We start from the raw sequence: 17,083 nt of genomic DNA, 5'->3' as shown, positions 1-17,083 counted from the left end.
GTTCGCTCCCCGTGTGAGTGATCTTGAGGGAGCGTAGCGAGCGGGTCAGTCAGTGCCCATTGGCCGAAGGGCCGAGGCCGGTGCTGCCGCGGGGGACCAGAACCGGCACGACGCGGGGATATGCGACGGACTGCACCGGTGGGTCGAGCAGGTCGAGCAGCATCGCCAGGCAGCGGCGGCCGACCTCGTCGAAATCCTGGCGGATCGTGGTGAGCGGCGGCGACATGAACTCCGCCTCCGGGATGTCGTCGAAGCCGACGACACTGACGTCGTCGGGCACGCGTACGCCGCGCTCGTGGAAGGCGCGCAGCAGACCGAGCGCCTGCTGGTCGTTGGCACAGAACACCGCCGTCACCCGAGGGTCGCCGGCCAGCCGCAGGCCCGCCTGGTAGCCCGAGGCCGCGCTCCAGTCGCCGTCGAGGGCCGGTGGGACAGCCAAACCAGCCGACTCCAAAGTGGACCGCCAAGCGTACTCGCGGTCGCGGGCCTCCAACCAGTTCTGCGGGCCGCGGACGTGCCAGACCGTCTCGTGGCCGAGCTCGAGCAGATGGCGCACCGCGAGCTCGGCGCCGGCGATCTGGTCGACGGAGATGGCCGGCAGGGCGCCGCTGGTGCCGGCTTCGACCACCACGGCGGGGATCCCGGTGGGCAGGGAGCGCAGTGCGGACGCCGCGTTGGTAAAGGGCGCGATGATGACGACCCCGGCCACCGACTGCTCGGCCAGGGCGCTGAGCGCGTCGCTGACGCCGTCGTGGTCGAGCTGTTCGAGCGTCACGATGCTGACGCCGTAGCCCGCCGCGCGCGCCGCCCGCTCGACGCCGAGCAGGGTGGCGGCCGGTCCATAGAGGATGGTGTCGAAGCTGACGACACCCAGCACCCGGGAACGCCGCCCGGCGAGGCCACGGGCGAGGGCGTTGGGGCGGTAGTTGAGCTGGCGAACGGCGGTCAGCACGCGTTCCCGTGTCTCGGTGCGAACGCTCGGGTGGCCGTTGAGCACGCGCGACACGGTCTGGTGCGAGACGCCGGCGAGTCGCGCGACGTCGATCATCACCGCCGGTCGAGGCGGAGACGGCTGATCCATGGCAACTCCTCGGCCGACACTCTACCCGCGTTGTCGATCATAGCTGCGCTGTGAACGCTAACAATCGGCCTTTCGGAGCTATTGACGTCGATTATGAGAACGCTAACATGCTGGCAACACGTGAGCCATCGACGTACGTGAGGAGGAATGCCGTGCTCAGGAAGGTGTCCGCGGTGGTGCTCGGTGGCGTGCTCGTCGCAGCCACGCTGGCCGCCTGCGGTGGCCAGGACCGTAACGGCGACGGTGCCGCGGCCGGCAGTGGCAGCGGCAACGACGACGGCAAGATAGTCATGGGCTTCGCCCAGGTGGGCGCCGAGAGCGGCTGGCGGACGGCCAACACCAAGTCGATCCAGGAAGCCGCCGCGGCGGCCGGGATCGAGCTCAAGTTCTCGGACGCGCAGCAGAAGCAGGAAAACCAGATCAAGGCGATCCGCAGCTACATCTCGCAGAAGGTCGACATCATCGCCTTCTCGCCGGTGGTCGAGTCCGGATGGGACACCGTCCTCAAGGAGGCCAAGGACGCCGGCATCCCGGTGATCCTGACCGACCGGGCGGTTGACTCGAAGGACACGACGCTCTACAAGACATTTATCGGCTCCGACTTCGTTCTCGAAGGCAAGAAGGCCGGTGAGTGGGTCAAGCAGGAGTTCGCCAGTGCGGCAGCCCCGGTCAACATGGTCGAGCTGCAGGGCAACACCGGCGCGGCCCCGGCCATCGACCGCAAGGAGGGCTTCGAGTCGGTGATCGGCTCCGACCCGAAGTTCAAGATGCTCGCGTCCCAGCCGGGCGACTTCACCCGGGTCAAGGGCAAGGAGGTCATGGAGGCCTTCCTGCGCGCCAACCCGGACATCGACCTGCTGTACGCGCACAACGACGACATGGGTCTCGGCGCCATCGAGGCGATCGAGGCGGTCGGCAAGAAGCCCGGCACCGACATCAAGATCGTGACTGTCGACGCGGTCAAGGACGGCATGCAGGCGCTGGCCGACGGCAAGATCAACTTTATCGTGGAGTGCAGCCCGCTGCTCGGCCCACAGCTGATGGACCTGGCGAAGAAGGTCGTGGCCGGCGAGACCGTGCCCGCACGGGTGCTCACCGAGGAGACCACGTTCACCCAGGAGCAGGCCAAGGCGGCTCTGCCGGAGCGCAAGTACTGACAATGACGGCGGCGGCCCCGGCCAACCCCGGGGCCGCCTCCCGACAGGCACAGGAGAGGACCATGTCCGAGAGGGAGCCCGTGCTCGTCATGCGGGGCATCGGCAAGCGGTTCCCGGGCGTCGTCGCGCTCGACGGCGTCGACCTGCGGCTGTACCCGGGCGAGGTGCACGCCCTGATGGGCGAGAACGGCGCGGGCAAGTCCACCCTGATCAAGGTGCTGACCGGCGCGTACCACCACGACCAGGGCGACATCACGCTGGCCGGTGAGTCGGTCGCGTTCGCCGGGCCGCACCAGGCTCAGCAGGCCGGGGTCAGCACGGTCTTCCAGGAGATCAACCTCTGCCCCAACCTGTCGGTCGCCGAGAACGTGCTGATCGGGCGGGCGCCCACCCGGTTCGGGCGGATCCGCTGGTCGGCGATGCGGCGGCGGGCCGAGGAGCTGCTCGCGCGGCTCCAGCTGTCGATCGACGTCGGCTCTGATCTCGGCAGCCATTCGATCGCCGTACAACAGATGGTCGCGATCGCCCGGGCTCTCGACGTCGACGCCAAGGTGCTCGTCCTCGACGAGCCCACCTCGAGCCTCGACGCGTCCGAAGTGGACCAGTTGTTCCGGGTCGTCCGCGGCCTCAAGGAGGAGGGCATCGCGATCCTGTTCGTGACGCACTTCCTCGACCAGGTTTACGAGATCGCCGACCGGATGACCGTGCTGCGCAACGGGCGGCGGGTGGGCGAGTGGCGCACCGCCGAGCTGAGCCAGCTCGACCTGGTCTCCGCCATGATCGGCAAAGAGCTGGCCGTGCTGGAGGACATCGAGGAGGCGCCGCGCCGCGAGGTGGCGGTGCTCGAGCGTGGCACGCCGGTCGTCAGCGCCGAGGGGCTGGGCCGCACCGGGGCCATCGCGCCGTTCTCGTTGGCCATCCACAAGGGCGAGGTGGTGGGGCTGGCCGGGCTGCTGGGCTCCGGGCGCACCGAGATCGCCCGGCTGCTCTTCGGCGCCGACCGGCCGGACGCCGGCCAGCTCACGGTCGACGGCCGCCCGGTCAGCTTCCGGGGACCGCAGGCGGCGATGCGCCACAAGATCGCGTACTGCCCGGAGAACCGGCGGGCCGACGGGCTCGTCGAGGAGCTGACCGTCCGGGAGAACATCATCCTGGCGCTGCAGGCCGACCGCGGCTGGGCCCGGCCGGTGCCGCGCGGCCGCCAGGACGAGCTGGTCGCCCGCTACGTCAAGGCACTCGACATCCGCCCGGCCGACCCGGAAATCCCGGTGCGCAACCTCAGCGGCGGCAACCAGCAGAAGGTGCTGCTGGCCCGCTGGTTGATCACCGAGCCCAAGCTGATGATCCTCGACGAGCCGACGCGGGGCATCGACGTCGGCGCCAAGGCCGAGATCCAGCGTCTCGTGGTCGAGCTGTCCGACGGCGGCATGGCGGTGCTGTTCATCTCGGCCGAGCTCGAAGAGGTGCTGCGGCTCAGCCACAAGGTCGCCGTACTGCGCGACCGGCGGTTGGTCACCGAGCTCGAGAACACCGACGGGCTCGACACCGACCGGGTCATGGCGGCGATCGCGAGTGGAGGCGTGGCATGACGACGCTCGTCCGGCACCGCCTCTTCTGGCCGGTCGCGATGCTGGTGGTGCTGCTGCTCAGCAACCTGTTCTTCACGCCCGGCTTCTTCGCCGTCGAGGTGCGCGACGGGCACCTGTTCGGCAGCCTGATCGACATCCTGCGCCAGGGCGCGCCGTTGGTGCTGGTCGCCCTCGGCATGACCCTGGTCATCGCGACCGGCGGCATCGACCTGTCGGTCGGCGCCGTCGTGGCGATCTCCGGCGCGCTGGCCTGCCAGCAGATCGCCGGCCTGGCGGACCAGGGCGCGGTGGGCGGCGTCCTGGTCGCCGTGGCTCTCGCCCTGTTGCTCTGCGCCGGCCTCGGACTCTGGAACGGCTTCCTCGTCGGCGTGATCGGCATCCAACCGATCATCGCGACGCTGATCCTGATGGTGGCCGGCCGAGGCGTCGCCCAGCTGATCACCGACGGCCAGATCATCAACGTCAACTCGCCGCCCTACAAGGCCATCGCGACGGGCTTCCTGCTGGCGATCCCGGTGCCGGTGGTGATCGCCGCGGCCCTGGTCGCCGCGGTCGCCCTGGTCACCCGGCGCAGCGCGTTCGGCATGCTGCTCGAGTCGGTCGGCGGAAACGCCGACGCCAGCCGGCTGGCCGGCATCCGATCCCGCCGCTTGATCATCATCGCGTACGTGGTCTGCGCGGTCTGTGCCGGCGTGGCCGGCCTGATGGTCAGCTCGACAGTGTCCAGCGCCGACGGCAACAACGCCGGCCTGCTGATCGAGCTCGACGCGATCCTGGCCGTGGTGATCGGCGGCACCTCGCTGCTCGGCGGCCGCTTCTCGATCGCCGGCACCGTGGTCGGAGCGCTGCTGATCAAGACGCTCGACACGACCATCTACACGATCGGCATCCCGCCCGAGGTCACGCTGCTCTTCAAGGCGGTGGTCGTGGTGATCCTCTGCCTGGTGCAGTCACCCGCGTTCCGCGCCCGGCTGTCCCGTCGCACGCCCGCGGAGGTATCGGCATGATCGACCTCGAGACCCCGGCGCCCCCGCAGCCGGCGGCCACCGCGGGCCGGCTGCGCAGGTTCCCGATCCGCCAGAAGTACGTGCCGGTCACCGCGACCGCGATCCTGCTGTCCCTGATGTACGGCGTCGGCGTCGTCAACTACACCGGCTTCTCCGACACGCAGATCGTGCTCAACATCTTCATCGACAACGCGTTCCTGCTCGTGGTCGCGGTCGGGATGACCTTCGTGATCCTGACCGGCGGCATCGACCTGTCGGTCGGCGCGGTGGTCGCGCTGACCACGATGGTGGTCGCGCTGCTGCTGGAGAACGGCTGGCCGGCCGCCCTCGTGCTGCCCGTGGCGCTGCTGATCGGCGCGACCATCGGGCTCGGCATGGGTCTGGTGATCCACTACTTCGACGTGCAGCCGTTCATCGCGACGCTGGCCGGGATGTTCCTCGCCCGCGGCCTCTGCTACGTGATCAGCACCGAGTCCATCCGGATCGACGACCCGTTCTGGTCGTGGGCCGCCGACACCAAGCTCTGGATGGGCGGCTGGTTCATCACGGTCAGCGTGCTGGTCGCGCTCGCCGTCGTGCTGATCGCCGCGTACGTGCTTGCCTACACGACGTTCGGCCGCGATGTCTACGCCGTCGGCGGCAACCCACAGTCGGCGATGCTGATGGGCCTGCGGGTCGGCCGCACCCGGATCGCCGTCTACACGATCAGCGGGCTCTGCTCGGCTCTCGGCGGCGTGCTGCTGAGCTTCTACATGCTCTCCGGCTACGGACTGCACGCTTCGGGCATGGAACTCGACGCCATCGCCGCCGTGGTCATCGGCGGCACGCTGCTCACCGGCGGCTCCGGCTATCTGCTGGGCACGGTCCTCGGCGTGCTCGTGCTCGGCCTCATCCAGACGATCATCACCTTCCAGGGCGACCTCAGCTCCTGGTGGACGAAGATCTTCATCGGCCTGTTCCTGTTCGTCTTCATCGTCCTGCAGCGCGCCGTCACCCGGCGCCGCCGCTGAAGGGTCGTTCCCAGGCCCGCCGCGGTGCGGTGGGAAAGCTAGTCGCGGAGCAGGGCGCCGAGCACGCCGTCGAGAGTACCGGGGTTGAACTCGTGCACCTCGATCTCGTCGGCGGTGTAACCGCGCTTCTTCAGCCAGTGCTGCAGGTTGCTCAGGTCGTTCTGGTTCGCGATGTGTCGTCGGGTGACGCCGTTGCCGACGTACACCCGCGCGTCGCCCTTCTCCTTGGCGATGATGAGCCTCATGTCGTCCTCCGGTAGGCGAGCGGCGCCGAACGGGTTGTAGCTTCCGATGCTTTTCTCGATCCAGTCGGTGCGCACCGACTCGTGGATGTGGTCGAAATGGCCGTCCGCATCCTGTGCGACCCAGTCGTTGCGGACGCTGTAGCTCTTGCCCTGCCAGATCAGGTATTTGGTCCACGGCCGGCGGCCGGCCTTGCAGTCGGCGAGCCAGCGCGTGAACAACGCTCCACAGTCGAGCCCGCCGGTGTTGTCCATGTAGTCGATCGCGCAGACCACATAGCCGGGCAACGGATCGGGCCACGCGTCGGCCGAGTAGGGCGTGTGGTCCAACGGTGGGGACGCGTGGAGATGGCTGTCGTCGGTCTGGATGCCGCCCTGCGTGCGGGTCAGCGCCGGACTGCCCACCACCGTGTGGGGATGGGCGGCTTTCAGCAATACTTTCGTTTCCGCGATAGGCCGGGCGTCTCGCCAAAAACGTCCATCCTGCACCCATTTGTTGAACGCACTTGTGGCCATTGCGCCCTCCCGGACCGGCCCGTCACCGGCCGACTAAGCCTGCGCCGCCGACACAGCCGAAGTCGAGCCCTTAATTCGTGCACAACACAATTGCGTGAACGCCCAAAAGCGCCACCTGCACTGCGTTTGAGCTGCACTGATAGCCACGCGGACAGCCACCCGCTGCCGGATCATCGCGGCCGCCATCCACCCATCTCACTAATCCCAACGAGGTACGGGCTCCAGCCTGAGTGGCTTTCCGCTAATCGGAAAAGTCAGACGGCGGCCAGTTTGCCGCGCACCCGGTCGGCGTCCGCATGGCCGAGGTCGTCGAGGATGGCCAGCGCGTGCTGCCACGTTTCGCGCGCTCCGGCCGGGTCGCCGGCCGCCTGTTGGGTGTCGCCGAGCCGGGTCAAGGTGTCCGCCTCGAAGTAGCGGCCGCCGATCTCCCGGAACAGCTCGACCGCCTCCCGGTAACACCGGATCGCCTCGCGATGGTCGCCGAGGTGGTGGTGCGCGTACCCCAGGCTGTCCCAGGTGTTGGCCTCGGCGTGCCGGTCGCCGACCTCCCGCAGCAGCGCCAACGCCTCGGCGCAATGGTGCAGCGCCTGCCGATGGTCGCCGAGCAGCGCGTGGCACCAGCCCACCGCGTTGAGCGCCTCGGCCTCGCCCGCCGGCGCGGCCGCCGCGCGATAGTTGGCCAGCGCCCGCTGGGTCTGGTCGAGCGCCTCGGGAAAGCGCTGCTGCCGCTCGAACACCGACGCCAGGCTCAGGTGCGTGCGGGCCTGGCCGACGAGGTCGCCGGCCGCGCCGAAGGCGTCCAGCGCATGCCGGTAGTGCTCGTGCGCCTCGACGTCCCGCCCGAGCCGGCCGTAAGCGAGCGCGAGCCCGCGGTGGGAGAACGCCTGCCCGACATGGTCGTCGAGCCGGCGCGCGGCCCGCAGGGCGGCGGTCTGCGCCACGACCTGGTCCTGCCAGTGGCCCTGGCGGTCGAGGAAGTCCACCAGCGTCCAGGCCAGTCGCCAGGTGACCGGGCCCAGCGGCGCCTGCCGGATCGCCCCGACCAATGCCGCGTGCTCGGCGGCGAACCAGGCCAGCGCGCCGTCGTGTTTGGTGATGGGCTCGGGGGCGACACCGGACCGCGCCGGTGGCAGCACGGTCGGGTGGCGGTGCGGGTTGAGCGTCAACGCGGCCGCGTGTGCGGTGTGCAGGTAGTGGTCGAGGAGCCGGTCCAACGCCGACGCCCGCTCCGGGTCGGTCTCGACGAGCTCGCCGGCATAGGCGCGCAGCAGGTCGTGGAACGCGTAACGGCCCGAGCCGGACTCGGTGAGCAGGTGCGCCGCCGTCAGCTCGGCCACCGGCGGCGCCGGGTCAGCCGCCAGGCTCGCGACGGCCGGCAGCGCGATGTCGGGGCCGGGCTGCACGGCGAGCAGCCGGAACAACCGGGCGGCAGCCGGGCTCAGGTCACGGTAGGAGCAGGCGAACACCGCGCGTACGTCGGTCGCGGCGTCGCCGGCGGTCAGCGCGTCGAGCGCCGTGCGGGCGTCGGCCAGCTCGGCGGCGAGCGCGTCGAGGGTGAGCTCGGGATGCGTGGCGCCCCGCGCGCCGACGATGGCCAGGGCGAGTGGCAGCCGTACGCAGCCGTCGATGATCCGATCCAGGGGCCCGGTGGCGCGATCCGGGCCCAGGCGGCGGGTCAGCAGGTCCCGGGCCTCGGCGACGGTCAGCAGGTCGAGCGCGAGCGGCGCGGCGTCGTGGGTGGCGACCAGGCTGGTGAGCCGGTGCCGGCTGGTCACCACGGCCAGGCAGCCGGGGCTGCCCGGCAGCAACGGCCGCACCTGGTCGGCGTCGCGTGCGTTGTCGAGCACGACCAGCAGGCGGCGGCCGGCCACCAGGCTGCGATAAAGGGCGGCCCGGGCGTCCACGTCCGCCGGGATCCGCTGCGGCGCGACCGCGAAGGCGTCCAGAAAACCGCGGATCGCCTCGTACGGCGGCATCGGCGGCCGACCCGGATCGAAGCCGCGCAGGTTGACGTAGAGCTGGCCGTCGGGGAACCGCTCGGCCACCCGGTGCGCCCACCGCAGGGCGAGCGCCGTCTTGCCGACGCCGGCCGTTCCGGAGATCACCACGGTGTTGGCCCGGGCGGCCAACGTGTCGAGATCGGCGAGCTGCTCCGTGCGGCCGGCGAACCCGGCGATGTCCGGTGGCAGCTGGCGGGGCGGGGCCGGGCCGGCCGGCGCCGGCGGGGCCGGCTGACCCCGGGCCGTCACGGCCAGCAGCGTGCGCTCCTCGTCGCTGAGGCCGAGGGCGTCGGCCAGCAGCCGGAGGGAACCGCTGTGCGGCTGGTGGAGGCGGCTGGTCTCCAGGCGGCGGATGGTGCGCACGCCCAGCCCGGTGCGCTCGGCGAGCTGCTCCTGGGTGAGCAGCGCCCGCTCCCGCCACGCGCGCAGCAGCGCCGCGAGCGGTGCGGTGCCGGGGTCGTCAACCATCCTGCTATCCGGTCTCGCGGTCGAAACGGCCGGTAGGTGGCCGGTTGCTGGCCTGGGTGCGGGTGGCCCAACTGTGAAGGATTTAAACATGTCGCTGTATTCGATTCGACCCCGTACAGGAGTGATGGCATGAGACTGCGCATGTTGATGTCCCTCGTCGCCGCGGTGGCGCTCGCCCTGCCGGCCGTCTTCTTCGCCGCCTCCCCAGCGGCGGCAGCACCACTGCCGAACTGCGACAGCGTCCGCCGCTACGCGGGCGTGCTGCCGGGCTTCTACGTCGACCTGCCGGCACGCAACGGATCGGTCAACTGCGTGCTGGGCCAGGGCAACACGGGACCGGCCGTACGGGTCCTGCAGACCGCGCTGGTCTTCTGCAACAACGGGGACACCGGCGGCGTCGACGGCGTCTACGGCGCCAAGACCAGGAACGTCATCACCTGGATCCAGGCGGCGAACGGCCTCACCGCCGACGGCGTCTACGGCCCGCAGACCCGCAAGGTGCTGCGCTGGGTGCACCACAACGGCCAGCAGGGCATCTGCTACCGGTCGCCGGTCTGAACCACCTGATCGTCGAGGGCCCGCGCGTCGTCCTGGCGGGCCCTCCGCCATGGGTGGACGGCGGCCATCGCGACCACGGCGAGCAGGCCCGCCACCGGCGCGAGGGCGAACCCGGCCCGCAGGTCGGTCGCCGCGAGCGGACCGGTCAGCGCGGCGCCGGTCGCGCTGCCCACCGTGAACGCCGTCACGATCCAGGCGAACGCCTCGACCACGGTGCCGGGTGGGGCGAGCCGGTCGGTGGTCAGGAAGACGGCGGTCAGCAGCGGCGGTAGAGCGACGCCGCTGAGCGCGACCAGGACGGCCATCGCACCCAGGCCGGGCATCAGCAGCAACGGCAGGTAGCCGACCGCGAAGCAGGCCGCGAGCACTGGCAGCCGGCCCGGTCCGCCTTGCTTCGCCCGGGTGTAGAGCAGGCCGCCGACCAGTGCGCCCCCGGCCTGCGCGGCGAGAAGCCAGCCGCTGAGGGCACGGTCGCCGGCCGCCTCCGCGTACCCGGTGATGACGACCGGCAGGCTGCCGACCGCCGCGCCCGTGCAGACCACGCCCGCAACCAGGACGACGAACCGCGGCACCCGCAGCGGACCGGCCCAGTGCCGCGGCGCGGGCTCACCACGCCACGCCCGGACCGGCGGCGAGAGGGCGAACACGATCGCGCCGGCGAGCTGGCAGGCGGCCGCCGCGAACAGCCCGGCCGGCGGACCGGCGACGCCGACGGCCGCCAGTGTCACCAGCGGCCCGGCCACGAAGATCACTTCCTGAAGGGCGATGTCCACGGTGTACGCGGCCGCGACGGCCGGCGGTGGCACCAGCGCGGGCCAGAGCGCGCGCAGGCAGGCCTCCAACGGCGGCGTGCCGAGCCCGGCGAACGCGGCGCCGACCAGCGTGACCACGAGGTCGCCACCCCCGCTGGCCACGGCGACGAAGCCGGCGGCGGACAAGGCCGACGAAGCGAACAGGACGGGTGGCTGCCGCCACCGGTCGACGGAGCGGGCGAGCATCGGCGCGCTGACCGCCATGCCGGCGGTGTAGACCGCGACGACCAGCCCGGCCAGCGCGAGGCTGACGGACTCCCGGGCGAACAGCAGGAGGGCCAAGGGCCCGGCCGCCAGAGGCAGGCGGCCGACCTGACTGGCGGCGAGCAGGGTAGGCACGCGCGGGGCGCGCAGGACAGATTGGACAGTAGACATAGGACGACGCTCCCAAGGGTCAAGGGAAAGAGACAGGCACGAGGCCCGTCTCAGGGAGCGAAGTCGCCGCGGTCGTGATCGTCGCCGTAGAGCGGCAGCGGCGGAGTGATCCAGCGCGCGAAGGCGGCCGCTGGAATCATCCAAGCACCATACCGGTCGACCGGATCCTTCACTCGCCCGTCACCACGGGTGCCAGCGTCCGACGACGATCGCGCTCAGGTCACCCGCCTCTCGGCTGGGGCAATCGATGATCCGATTGTTGCCGCAGGACCGGTAACTTGTCGCGGCGGGAACTCGATCGTTCTTCGTGAAGTAGGTGCGCACCGCCACCGGCCATACATTGCGAGCCACCAGCAGCAACCGCTTGCCGAGGTGAGCCCGGACGTCTACCGGCCGCTCGAACGTGTACTTCGCACGCCAGTCGACCACCGCGGCCTCACCTGATGCCAACTCCTGCTGATGCAGGTCGTATATCGCGAGCTGCAGCTTGCCCGGGCCATCCGCGCCGGCCGCCACCTCGACGGACCGAATATAGGCCTGGTTCACCTCGAAATCGGTTGCTACCCAGTCCCCCTTGCCCATGGGAAACGCAACGTTCTCAGCGCTGCTCGCCCATATTTCGTGCATGCGCTGATCACCTTTGGGAAAGTCAGTCGCGCGTGGCCCGTAGTACGGATTCACGAGCAGCCCGATCGTCATGAGCAGAACGGAACCAGCCGCGCCGATGACCGCGGCCCGAGCGGCAGCCTGCGAGCGAAGGGCGTCCGTTCCGCCCAGATGGCCGCAGCCATCAGAGCGGTGCTGATCAGCACAACCGCGAGGTTCCACAGCTTCGCTGGTTCGTCCTGCTCTGCGACGAACACGCCGACGACCCCGAAGACGCTGACCGCAGCGGTTCACCACCAAGACGAACCGCGACGATTTAGGCGTGTCAGATTCCTCGCGGTCGGGCGGGCGCGGATCAGCACACTCCGATGCGTTCTCGATCTGCCGAGCATCGCCCGGCTTCTTCGATTGCCTGCCCGCTGACATGGGTTCCGGCAGCACATGGTGCCGTGCGCAGGCACCCGGCGACGGCGCTGGTGACAGGCTGTGTCAGGACCGCTGGTAGTAGGGGATTTCGACGGGCTGCCATGTCTGGCCGTCTTCGCTGAGGTAAAGGTCGACGGGGTCCGCTGCGGCGATGTCGATCGGCCATCCCTGGAGGCCGCCGGTGATGGGCGTCGCACCCCATACCGGTGATGTGGTTGGTGCGAAGGTTTTGCCGCCGTCGGTGGAGAGGTGCTGGTGGTGTGCCAGGTCTGCGACGTTGAGTCCGCCCTGGCGGTTGGTCCACGCGAAGACGATGTCGTTGAACTGTCGCGCGGCGGGTTGTGGGTCCCAGGTCTTACCGCCGTCGGTGGTGCGGTACAGCGAGAACGGGTCGGGTTCTGTGGTGTCTTTCATCGGGGACAAATAGGCGGTGGTGCCGTCGTACGCGGTGACCATGCCCGCGGGGGCGAGCCAGTCGATGTCTTCGGCGGGGGTCCGGTCCACCCAGCTACGGCCCCGGTCGCGGCTGACGGCGAGTTGGAAGTCGCCGGAACCGTCTGGACCGGAGCCGCTGACCCACAGGCTGCCGTCGAACCCGACCGACACGCTGACGAACTCGACACCCTGCGGTTGGTTCTTCAGCACCATCCAATCGCCGGTCTCCGGGTCGTACCAGCCGAGCCCTTCCTCCTTGCACCGTCGCTCGTCGCACGGCCATCGCGGGACGATCCCGTCCGGCACGGAGTCGGCCGTCCTGATCCGCGGCTGGTACTCGCGCCACGTTTGACCGTCGTCGTGGCTGATGAAGGCCGGCGCTTCGGCCAAGCCGGGCTGCGGGGACGTCGCCGGGATCACCAGTGTGTCCGGAGCGGCCACCACGGCGGCCGCCCGCGTGCAGGCCGGCTCCTCGTGGCTGTTCGGGTGAGTCGACGCGGCAGAGATTGTGGGATGAGGACGCAGCGAGCTCCAGGTCTTTCCGCCGTCGCGCGTCACGGACAGCGACCCTTCGCCACAGGACTGGCCTGGGTACTGGGCTACTCCGTAACGGATGTTGAAGAACTCGACGATGATGTCGGAGGCGTCCCACTGTGCCGGGGAGGCGGTGGGAAGGGCCACTGAGGTGTCCGGTCCGTTGTCTCCCGGCACGGCCAGGAGCAGGCCGGGGGTCACCGCGGCCGCCACCGCCACAGCGGCAAGGCGGGCATTGCGGGTGCGGAGGGTGCGGCGGCGGCTTCGATCCACCAGTTCGGTGAAGGGCGGCTGGGTGATCCGGTCGGCGACCGCGGTGCGGTCGTAGCGCTGGTGCACCTCAGACATGGTCTGCGCTCCTCCATGTACTCACGCGAACAGGTTCGGGTTTGAGGTCCTCGGCGGTCTCTCCGAGCAGCTGTGCCAGTGCGGTCCGGCCGCGCGAGAGCCGCGACTTCACCGTGCCGACCGAGACCTTCAGCAGGTCGGCGACCTCGGTGATCGGTAGGTCAGCGAGGTAGTGCAGGGCGATCGCGTCGCGCTGCCCGGAGGGCAACGTGCGCATTGCTGTCATCAAGGCGACGTGGTCCGGGCTGGCGCCGGGCACGTCCATAGTCCTGGCGTCGGCTCGGCCGATCAGCCGCCGCATACTGTTTCGACGTCGTCGTCGGGTGCGGGCCAGGTTCACGGCCACGGTCCGTAGCCACGCCTCTGGGTTGTCGAGCGCGGACGCCTGGGTTGGCGACGCGAGGAGCTTGACGAACGCCTCCTGCACAACGTCCTGGGCGTCGCCGAGTTCGCCGGTCACTGGGTAGAGCTGCAACACCAGCCGCTGGTAGCTGGCGACGTACAGATCTCGGATGAGCTCTCGATGGCTCAATGACGCCGTCCAATCCTGTGCGCGCGGGCTTCATACTGGCGACGAACAGGACAGCCGAAAGGTTCCCCCGGCTGCGGAAGACGGTCCGCCGTCAGCTATCAGTAATTGAGCGGCCATTCGCCCGCGCTGCCGGCTACCTCGCCCTCGCCCCGGCCAGGAAGCGGCCGGTGTCGAATTTCGCGAGGTCCGGTCAGGTTGGCTGCCGACGGGGCGCTGCCACCGGCCGCTAAAGCCCGGTCACTGCGTTATGGGTGGATAGATGATAGCCACGGCGATGACGCCTGCGGGCAGTGCCGAGTCTGGTTAGGTTGCGGCCATGGACGACCAGCGCGATCCGACGCCACGGCTGCTCCCGAACCGCTTTGCCGCTGACGCGGCCGGGCGTAGTCCGGTAAGAGCCGCGGAGAGATGCTTCCACCAGCCCAATGCGCGGGTCAGGTTCCACGGTGAGCGCCAGGACACGTCCTCGGCTGGGTGGCGGCGGCTGCTCGAGCTGATCGACGAGGCCGCAGCCGATGGGCGGGACGTGTTTCGGCCGCTGGTCGACCTCACGCCGAGCGAGCGGGCGGACCTGGTCACGCTGCCACCCACGATCGCGAAGCTGACCCGTGTCAGGCATTTCGTGCTTTACGGCAGCCCGCTGGTACGGATCCCGCCGGAGATCGGCGCGATGACCAGCCTCGAGGTGTTCGAGCCGTACACCTCGTACTCGCTTCACTGGTTCCCGTACGAGCTGACCCGATGCCCGAACTTGCGCTCCAGCACCGTCAGCACCCGCGCCTTGTACGGGAACTTCAAGTACCGACCGCCGTTCCCGAGGCTGCAGCCAGCAGGGGCCCTGGCCGCCCAGCCAGCGCACGACGGTCTAGACCCGCAGCTGTGGAGCGTCGAGGCCATCCGCGGATGCAGTGTCTGCGACGGGCAGGTGGACCCGGCCACGTTCCAGCAGCTGTGGATCTCCCTGCGCGTTGCCACGGACGTGCTGCCGCTGCTGGTGAACGCCTGCTCCACCACCTGCGCGGAAGCGCTGCCGAAACCGGCCGATGGCTACATACCGCACCCCCATCAGGGCGGCCGCGCCGTTCCGCAGCCGCAGCCAGACTGGTGAACCCGCCATCGACTGCCCGGCGAGGGCACTTGATCCGGCTCTGATGCCGTATCCCCTACCGCGGCGGCGTTCTCGTGCGCCGACCAGCGCGAGGGCGCCGCCATCCGACCCGCATCGCCACCGACGCCTGAACCGCAACGGATCGCCGTACGTGACCCACCGTCTACAGTCGTGGTGGATCGAACGGCGTCACTGCGATCGAGGGAGTCGTTGATGGACGCGCCGAGGACGGATCCGCCACCAACGACGACAAGGGCTCCGGTTGCTGGTGGGCTGCGGGCGTGGGCGGGTCCATTGTGGTCGCGGTGCTGGTCGGCCTCGCGTGGGATGCGCCCGTGGACCGTCAGACGGTGGCGCCGGTCCCGTCGTATGCGCCGCCGATGATCGACACTGACGTGCCAGGGATGCTCACCCGCCAGACGCAGGCCCTCCTCCGCGGTGACCAACAGGGCTGGCTCGGGCCGATCGGCGCCACGGACAGCCCCTTCACGACCGTTACCGGATGCTGTTCGCGAACCTGCGCGGGCTGCGGGCGAGCTCATGGCAGATCCTGCGCGGCCTCCCGCCAATTGTGTCGCCGGGCAGGAACAGCGACGCCGACTACACCGTCGCGTACTGCATCGACGGCGTCCAATGGCCGCCGGTGTCGCGCCCTACCTGGCGGCCGGCTCCAAGGTGGGCCGGGGTGGCGGCGCCGCCGACCGCGAGCAGAACAAGGCGATCCGCGCCTGGGCGAAGAAGGAAGGCAAGGACATCTCCGACCGGGGACGCATCTTGCGGGAGATCGTCGACGAGTACCGCGCCAAGGGCAGCCGCCGACGCGGCACCCACCCGGCGCACAGACGTGGCCTGGCACACATCAACGGCCAACGCCTCGTGCCTACGCCACCGAATCAGGCCGAGGCCCGCGTGACCTGCCGAGCTGCCAACCCCGTGGGTGCTCGAGAGTTGCTCGAGCGTTCGCCACGGTAGCCGAACCATGGCGAACAGCGGAACTGGCTCCACGTTTTCCCGCAGGTCAGGTAGCCTGAGCCCCGCGGGCCGCTAGCTCAACCGGCAGAGCAGTGGACTTTTAATCCATAGGTTCAGGGTTCGAGTCCCTGGCGGCCCACCAAATTCGTCGGTGATCGTTCGGCGACAGGTTGGTCCTTTGCGTCCGGTGTCCGAGAGTCCTGAGGGCACCTGAAATGCTCGTGCGTCGTCCGGCCGGATCGCGTGCGTCGGCGACATCCACATCGTGGACGACTGCGGATTTGCCTGCGCGAGCGTGGCCGCCAGACCGCTTTCCAGGCACTTGTTGTGGAAGCTGGGGAACAGCAGCTGGAGAGGATCAGGTGCCCCTACGGTTGGAATGACCGTATGGACGAGTTCATAGTGCTGGTCGACCAGGAGTGGGCCACGCGGTCGGCGTTCGATCTGCTGAGTCGGTCAGGTGTTGGTTGGCCAGTGACGTTCGAACACGATTTTGTGGCGGTCGCCGGGCAGGACGTTGACGGCGCACTGGACCGGTAGGCCTGCGGCTGTGTAGCCCGTGTCGTAGTGGACCGCGACCGGAGTGCCGGGGCCCAGTCGCAGGCGGTGTGTTTCGTCGGGGGTTGGCATTCGTACGAAGATTTCGTCGATCGCGTGGTCCTGGCGGTAACCCAACTCCGCCAGGACCTGGTCGGTGCCGCGCGGCAGGTACGCCGGCGACATGATCTCCGAGTCCTTGACCAGGTCGATCGGGAAGTGCGAGTCGTTGATGTTCGTCGGCTCGCCGTTGATCAGGCGGATCCGGCGCCGGGCCACGACCGTTGCGGCTTGGTCGAGGTGGAGCCGGTCCGCGAGGTCGGGGCCGGCCTGGACCAGCGTGACCTCGATGACGTAGCTCGGTGTGCGGCCCTCCGCGAGGATCTGCTGCGAGAACCGGTCCATCGCGGGCGTGGCCGGCTGCGGCCGGGACTTCTGCTGCGGCCGGTAGACCATGTGCTCGCGGTCGCGCACGAAATAGCCGTGCGGCCGGCGGGCCACGATCAACCCGTCGGTGATCAGGACGCCGAGGCCGTTGCGCACGGTCTGGCGCACGACGTGGAACTGGTCGGCGATGTCGGCCTCTGTCGGCAGCTGGTCGCCCGGACGCAGCTCACCCGACATGATCTTGTCGCGGTACGTGGCTGCGATGCGCTGATAGGCGGGTGCACCCTCGCCCCGGTATGCCGCCACGACCCCTCCGTCCACCAGATGTCTAGTCAATGTAGTCGAACTATTGACGCGCGTCGAGGCGGCGTGCCAGCCTGATT

At 69.6% G+C, this 17,083-nt stretch carries 14 protein-coding genes, 1 tRNA gene and 1 pseudogene; 8 read left to right on the top strand and 8 right to left on the bottom strand.

Features of this window, described 5'->3' with window-relative positions; genetic code table 11:
* Positions 1-49 precede the first annotated feature (49 nt).
* Entirely contained in the window at positions 50-1,081 is a 1,032-nt protein-coding gene (locus O7635_RS07845) for a LacI family DNA-binding transcriptional regulator (RefSeq protein WP_278079744.1), read from the bottom strand.
* Positions 1,082-1,233: 152 nt separating this feature from the next.
* Here O7635_RS07845 and O7635_RS07840 point away from each other — a divergent pair, with 152 nt between their 5' ends.
* The 4 genes from O7635_RS07840 to yjfF all read left to right on the top strand — a co-directional run bounded on the left by O7635_RS07840 (position 1,234) and on the right by yjfF (position 5,844).
* Positions 1,234-2,238, top strand: a complete 1,005-nt coding sequence (locus O7635_RS07840) for an ABC transporter substrate-binding protein (RefSeq protein WP_278079743.1) — start codon at positions 1,234-1,236, stop codon at positions 2,236-2,238.
* A gap of 62 nt (positions 2,239-2,300) precedes the next feature.
* Positions 2,301-3,827 (top strand): sugar ABC transporter ATP-binding protein, encoded by a 1,527-nt coding sequence (locus tag O7635_RS07835; protein ID WP_278079742.1) that lies wholly within the window; start codon positions 2,301-2,303, stop codon positions 3,825-3,827.
* Positions 3,824-4,834, top strand: coding sequence for an ABC transporter permease (locus tag O7635_RS07830; RefSeq protein WP_278079741.1), 1,011 nt, complete (start codon positions 3,824-3,826; stop codon positions 4,832-4,834). The genes O7635_RS07835 and O7635_RS07830 overlap by 4 nt, the downstream gene beginning before the upstream one ends.
* Entirely contained in the window at positions 4,831-5,844 is a 1,014-nt protein-coding gene (gene yjfF / locus O7635_RS07825; RefSeq protein ID WP_278079740.1) for a galactofuranose ABC transporter, permease protein YjfF, read from the top strand. The genes O7635_RS07830 and yjfF overlap by 4 nt, the downstream gene beginning before the upstream one ends.
* Positions 5,845-5,882: 38 nt before the next feature.
* Here the strand turns inward: yjfF and O7635_RS07820 are convergent, their stop codons facing one another.
* Together O7635_RS07820 and O7635_RS07815 are read right to left on the bottom strand one after the other, a co-directional pair.
* The gene (locus tag O7635_RS07820; protein ID WP_278079739.1) at positions 5,883-6,602 is read right to left on the bottom strand and encodes a hypothetical protein; all 720 of its coding nucleotides are present in this window, start codon (positions 6,600-6,602) and stop codon (positions 5,883-5,885) included.
* Between the two features lie 254 nt (positions 6,603-6,856).
* On the bottom strand, positions 6,857-9,070 hold the full coding sequence (locus tag O7635_RS07815; RefSeq protein WP_278079738.1) for a tetratricopeptide repeat protein: 2,214 nt from the start codon (positions 9,068-9,070) through the stop codon (positions 6,857-6,859).
* Positions 9,071-9,199: 129 nt separating this feature from the next.
* Between O7635_RS07815 and O7635_RS07810 the strand changes: the two genes are divergently transcribed.
* Positions 9,200-9,628, top strand: coding sequence for a peptidoglycan-binding domain-containing protein (locus O7635_RS07810; protein WP_278079737.1), 429 nt, complete (start codon positions 9,200-9,202; stop codon positions 9,626-9,628).
* Here the strand turns inward: O7635_RS07810 and O7635_RS07805 are convergent.
* The 4 genes from O7635_RS07805 to O7635_RS07790 all read right to left on the bottom strand — a co-directional run bounded on the left by O7635_RS07805 (position 9,610) and on the right by O7635_RS07790 (position 13,696).
* Complete coding sequence (locus O7635_RS07805) at positions 9,610-10,815, bottom strand: MFS transporter (RefSeq protein ID WP_278079736.1); 1,206 nt, start codon at positions 10,813-10,815, stop codon at positions 9,610-9,612. The genes O7635_RS07810 and O7635_RS07805 overlap by 19 nt on opposite strands.
* A 180-nt stretch (positions 10,816-10,995) precedes the next feature.
* Complete coding sequence (locus O7635_RS07800; protein ID WP_278079735.1) at positions 10,996-11,514, bottom strand: hypothetical protein; 519 nt, start codon at positions 11,512-11,514, stop codon at positions 10,996-10,998.
* 396 nt (positions 11,515-11,910) lie between these two features.
* Positions 11,911-13,164 carry a hypothetical protein gene (locus O7635_RS07795; protein ID WP_278079734.1) on the bottom strand — a complete coding sequence of 418 codons (1,254 nt, stop codon included), beginning with the start codon at positions 13,162-13,164 and terminating at the stop codon, positions 11,911-11,913.
* Complete coding sequence (locus O7635_RS07790) at positions 13,157-13,696, bottom strand: RNA polymerase sigma factor (RefSeq protein ID WP_278079733.1); 540 nt, start codon at positions 13,694-13,696, stop codon at positions 13,157-13,159. Before O7635_RS07790 ends, O7635_RS07795 begins: the two co-directional genes overlap by 8 nt.
* A gap of 316 nt (positions 13,697-14,012) precedes the next feature.
* Between O7635_RS07790 and O7635_RS07785 the strand changes: the two genes are divergently transcribed.
* From O7635_RS07785 to O7635_RS07775, 3 genes and pseudogenes are all read left to right on the top strand, one after another.
* Positions 14,013-14,804: a leucine-rich repeat domain-containing protein gene (locus tag O7635_RS07785; protein WP_278079732.1), complete on the top strand. Its 792-nt coding sequence runs from the start codon at positions 14,013-14,015 to the stop codon at positions 14,802-14,804.
* A 547-nt stretch (positions 14,805-15,351) separates the two neighbouring features.
* Positions 15,352-15,611, top strand: a pseudogene (locus O7635_RS07780) (histone-like nucleoid-structuring protein Lsr2); the annotation flags it as partial.
* 231 nt (positions 15,612-15,842) lie between these two features.
* Positions 15,843-15,918: transfer RNA gene (locus tag O7635_RS07775), tRNA-Lys, on the top strand.
* A gap of 314 nt (positions 15,919-16,232) precedes the next feature.
* Here O7635_RS07775 and O7635_RS07770 read toward each other — a convergent pair.
* Positions 16,233-17,006, bottom strand: a complete 774-nt coding sequence (locus tag O7635_RS07770; protein WP_278079731.1) for a GntR family transcriptional regulator — start codon at positions 17,004-17,006, stop codon at positions 16,233-16,235.
* Between the last annotated feature and the right edge of the window lie 77 nt (positions 17,007-17,083).

Origin of the sequence: Asanoa sp. WMMD1127 (assembly GCF_029626225.1) — a bacterium.
Lineage (GTDB): Bacteria > Actinomycetota > Actinomycetes > Mycobacteriales > Micromonosporaceae > Asanoa.
This window is presented reverse-complemented; position numbering and strand designations above follow the sequence as displayed.

Excerpts from the sequence above, each read along its gene's own strand:
- O7635_RS07800 (WP_278079735.1), bottom strand. The coding sequence starts at position 11,514 with ATGACGATCGGGCTGCTCGTGAATCCGTACTACGGGCCACGCGCGACT.
- O7635_RS07815 (WP_278079738.1), bottom strand. The coding sequence starts at position 9,070 with ATGGTTGACGACCCCGGCACCGCACCGCTCGCGGCGCTGCTGCGCGCG.
- O7635_RS07805 (WP_278079736.1), bottom strand. The coding sequence starts at position 10,815 with ATGTCTACTGTCCAATCTGTCCTGCGCGCCCCGCGCGTGCCTACCCTG.
- O7635_RS07845 (WP_278079744.1), bottom strand. The coding sequence starts at position 1,081 with ATGGATCAGCCGTCTCCGCCTCGACCGGCGGTGATGATCGACGTCGCG.
- O7635_RS07835 (WP_278079742.1), top strand. The coding sequence starts at position 2,301 with ATGTCCGAGAGGGAGCCCGTGCTCGTCATGCGGGGCATCGGCAAGCGG.
- yjfF (WP_278079740.1), top strand. The coding sequence starts at position 4,831 with ATGATCGACCTCGAGACCCCGGCGCCCCCGCAGCCGGCGGCCACCGCG.
- O7635_RS07785 (WP_278079732.1), top strand. The coding sequence starts at position 14,013 with ATGGACGACCAGCGCGATCCGACGCCACGGCTGCTCCCGAACCGCTTT.
- O7635_RS07795 (WP_278079734.1), bottom strand. The coding sequence starts at position 13,164 with ATGTCTGAGGTGCACCAGCGCTACGACCGCACCGCGGTCGCCGACCGG.
- O7635_RS07820 (WP_278079739.1), bottom strand. The coding sequence starts at position 6,602 with ATGGCCACAAGTGCGTTCAACAAATGGGTGCAGGATGGACGTTTTTGG.
- O7635_RS07830 (WP_278079741.1), top strand. The coding sequence starts at position 3,824 with ATGACGACGCTCGTCCGGCACCGCCTCTTCTGGCCGGTCGCGATGCTG.
- O7635_RS07810 (WP_278079737.1), top strand. The coding sequence starts at position 9,200 with ATGAGACTGCGCATGTTGATGTCCCTCGTCGCCGCGGTGGCGCTCGCC.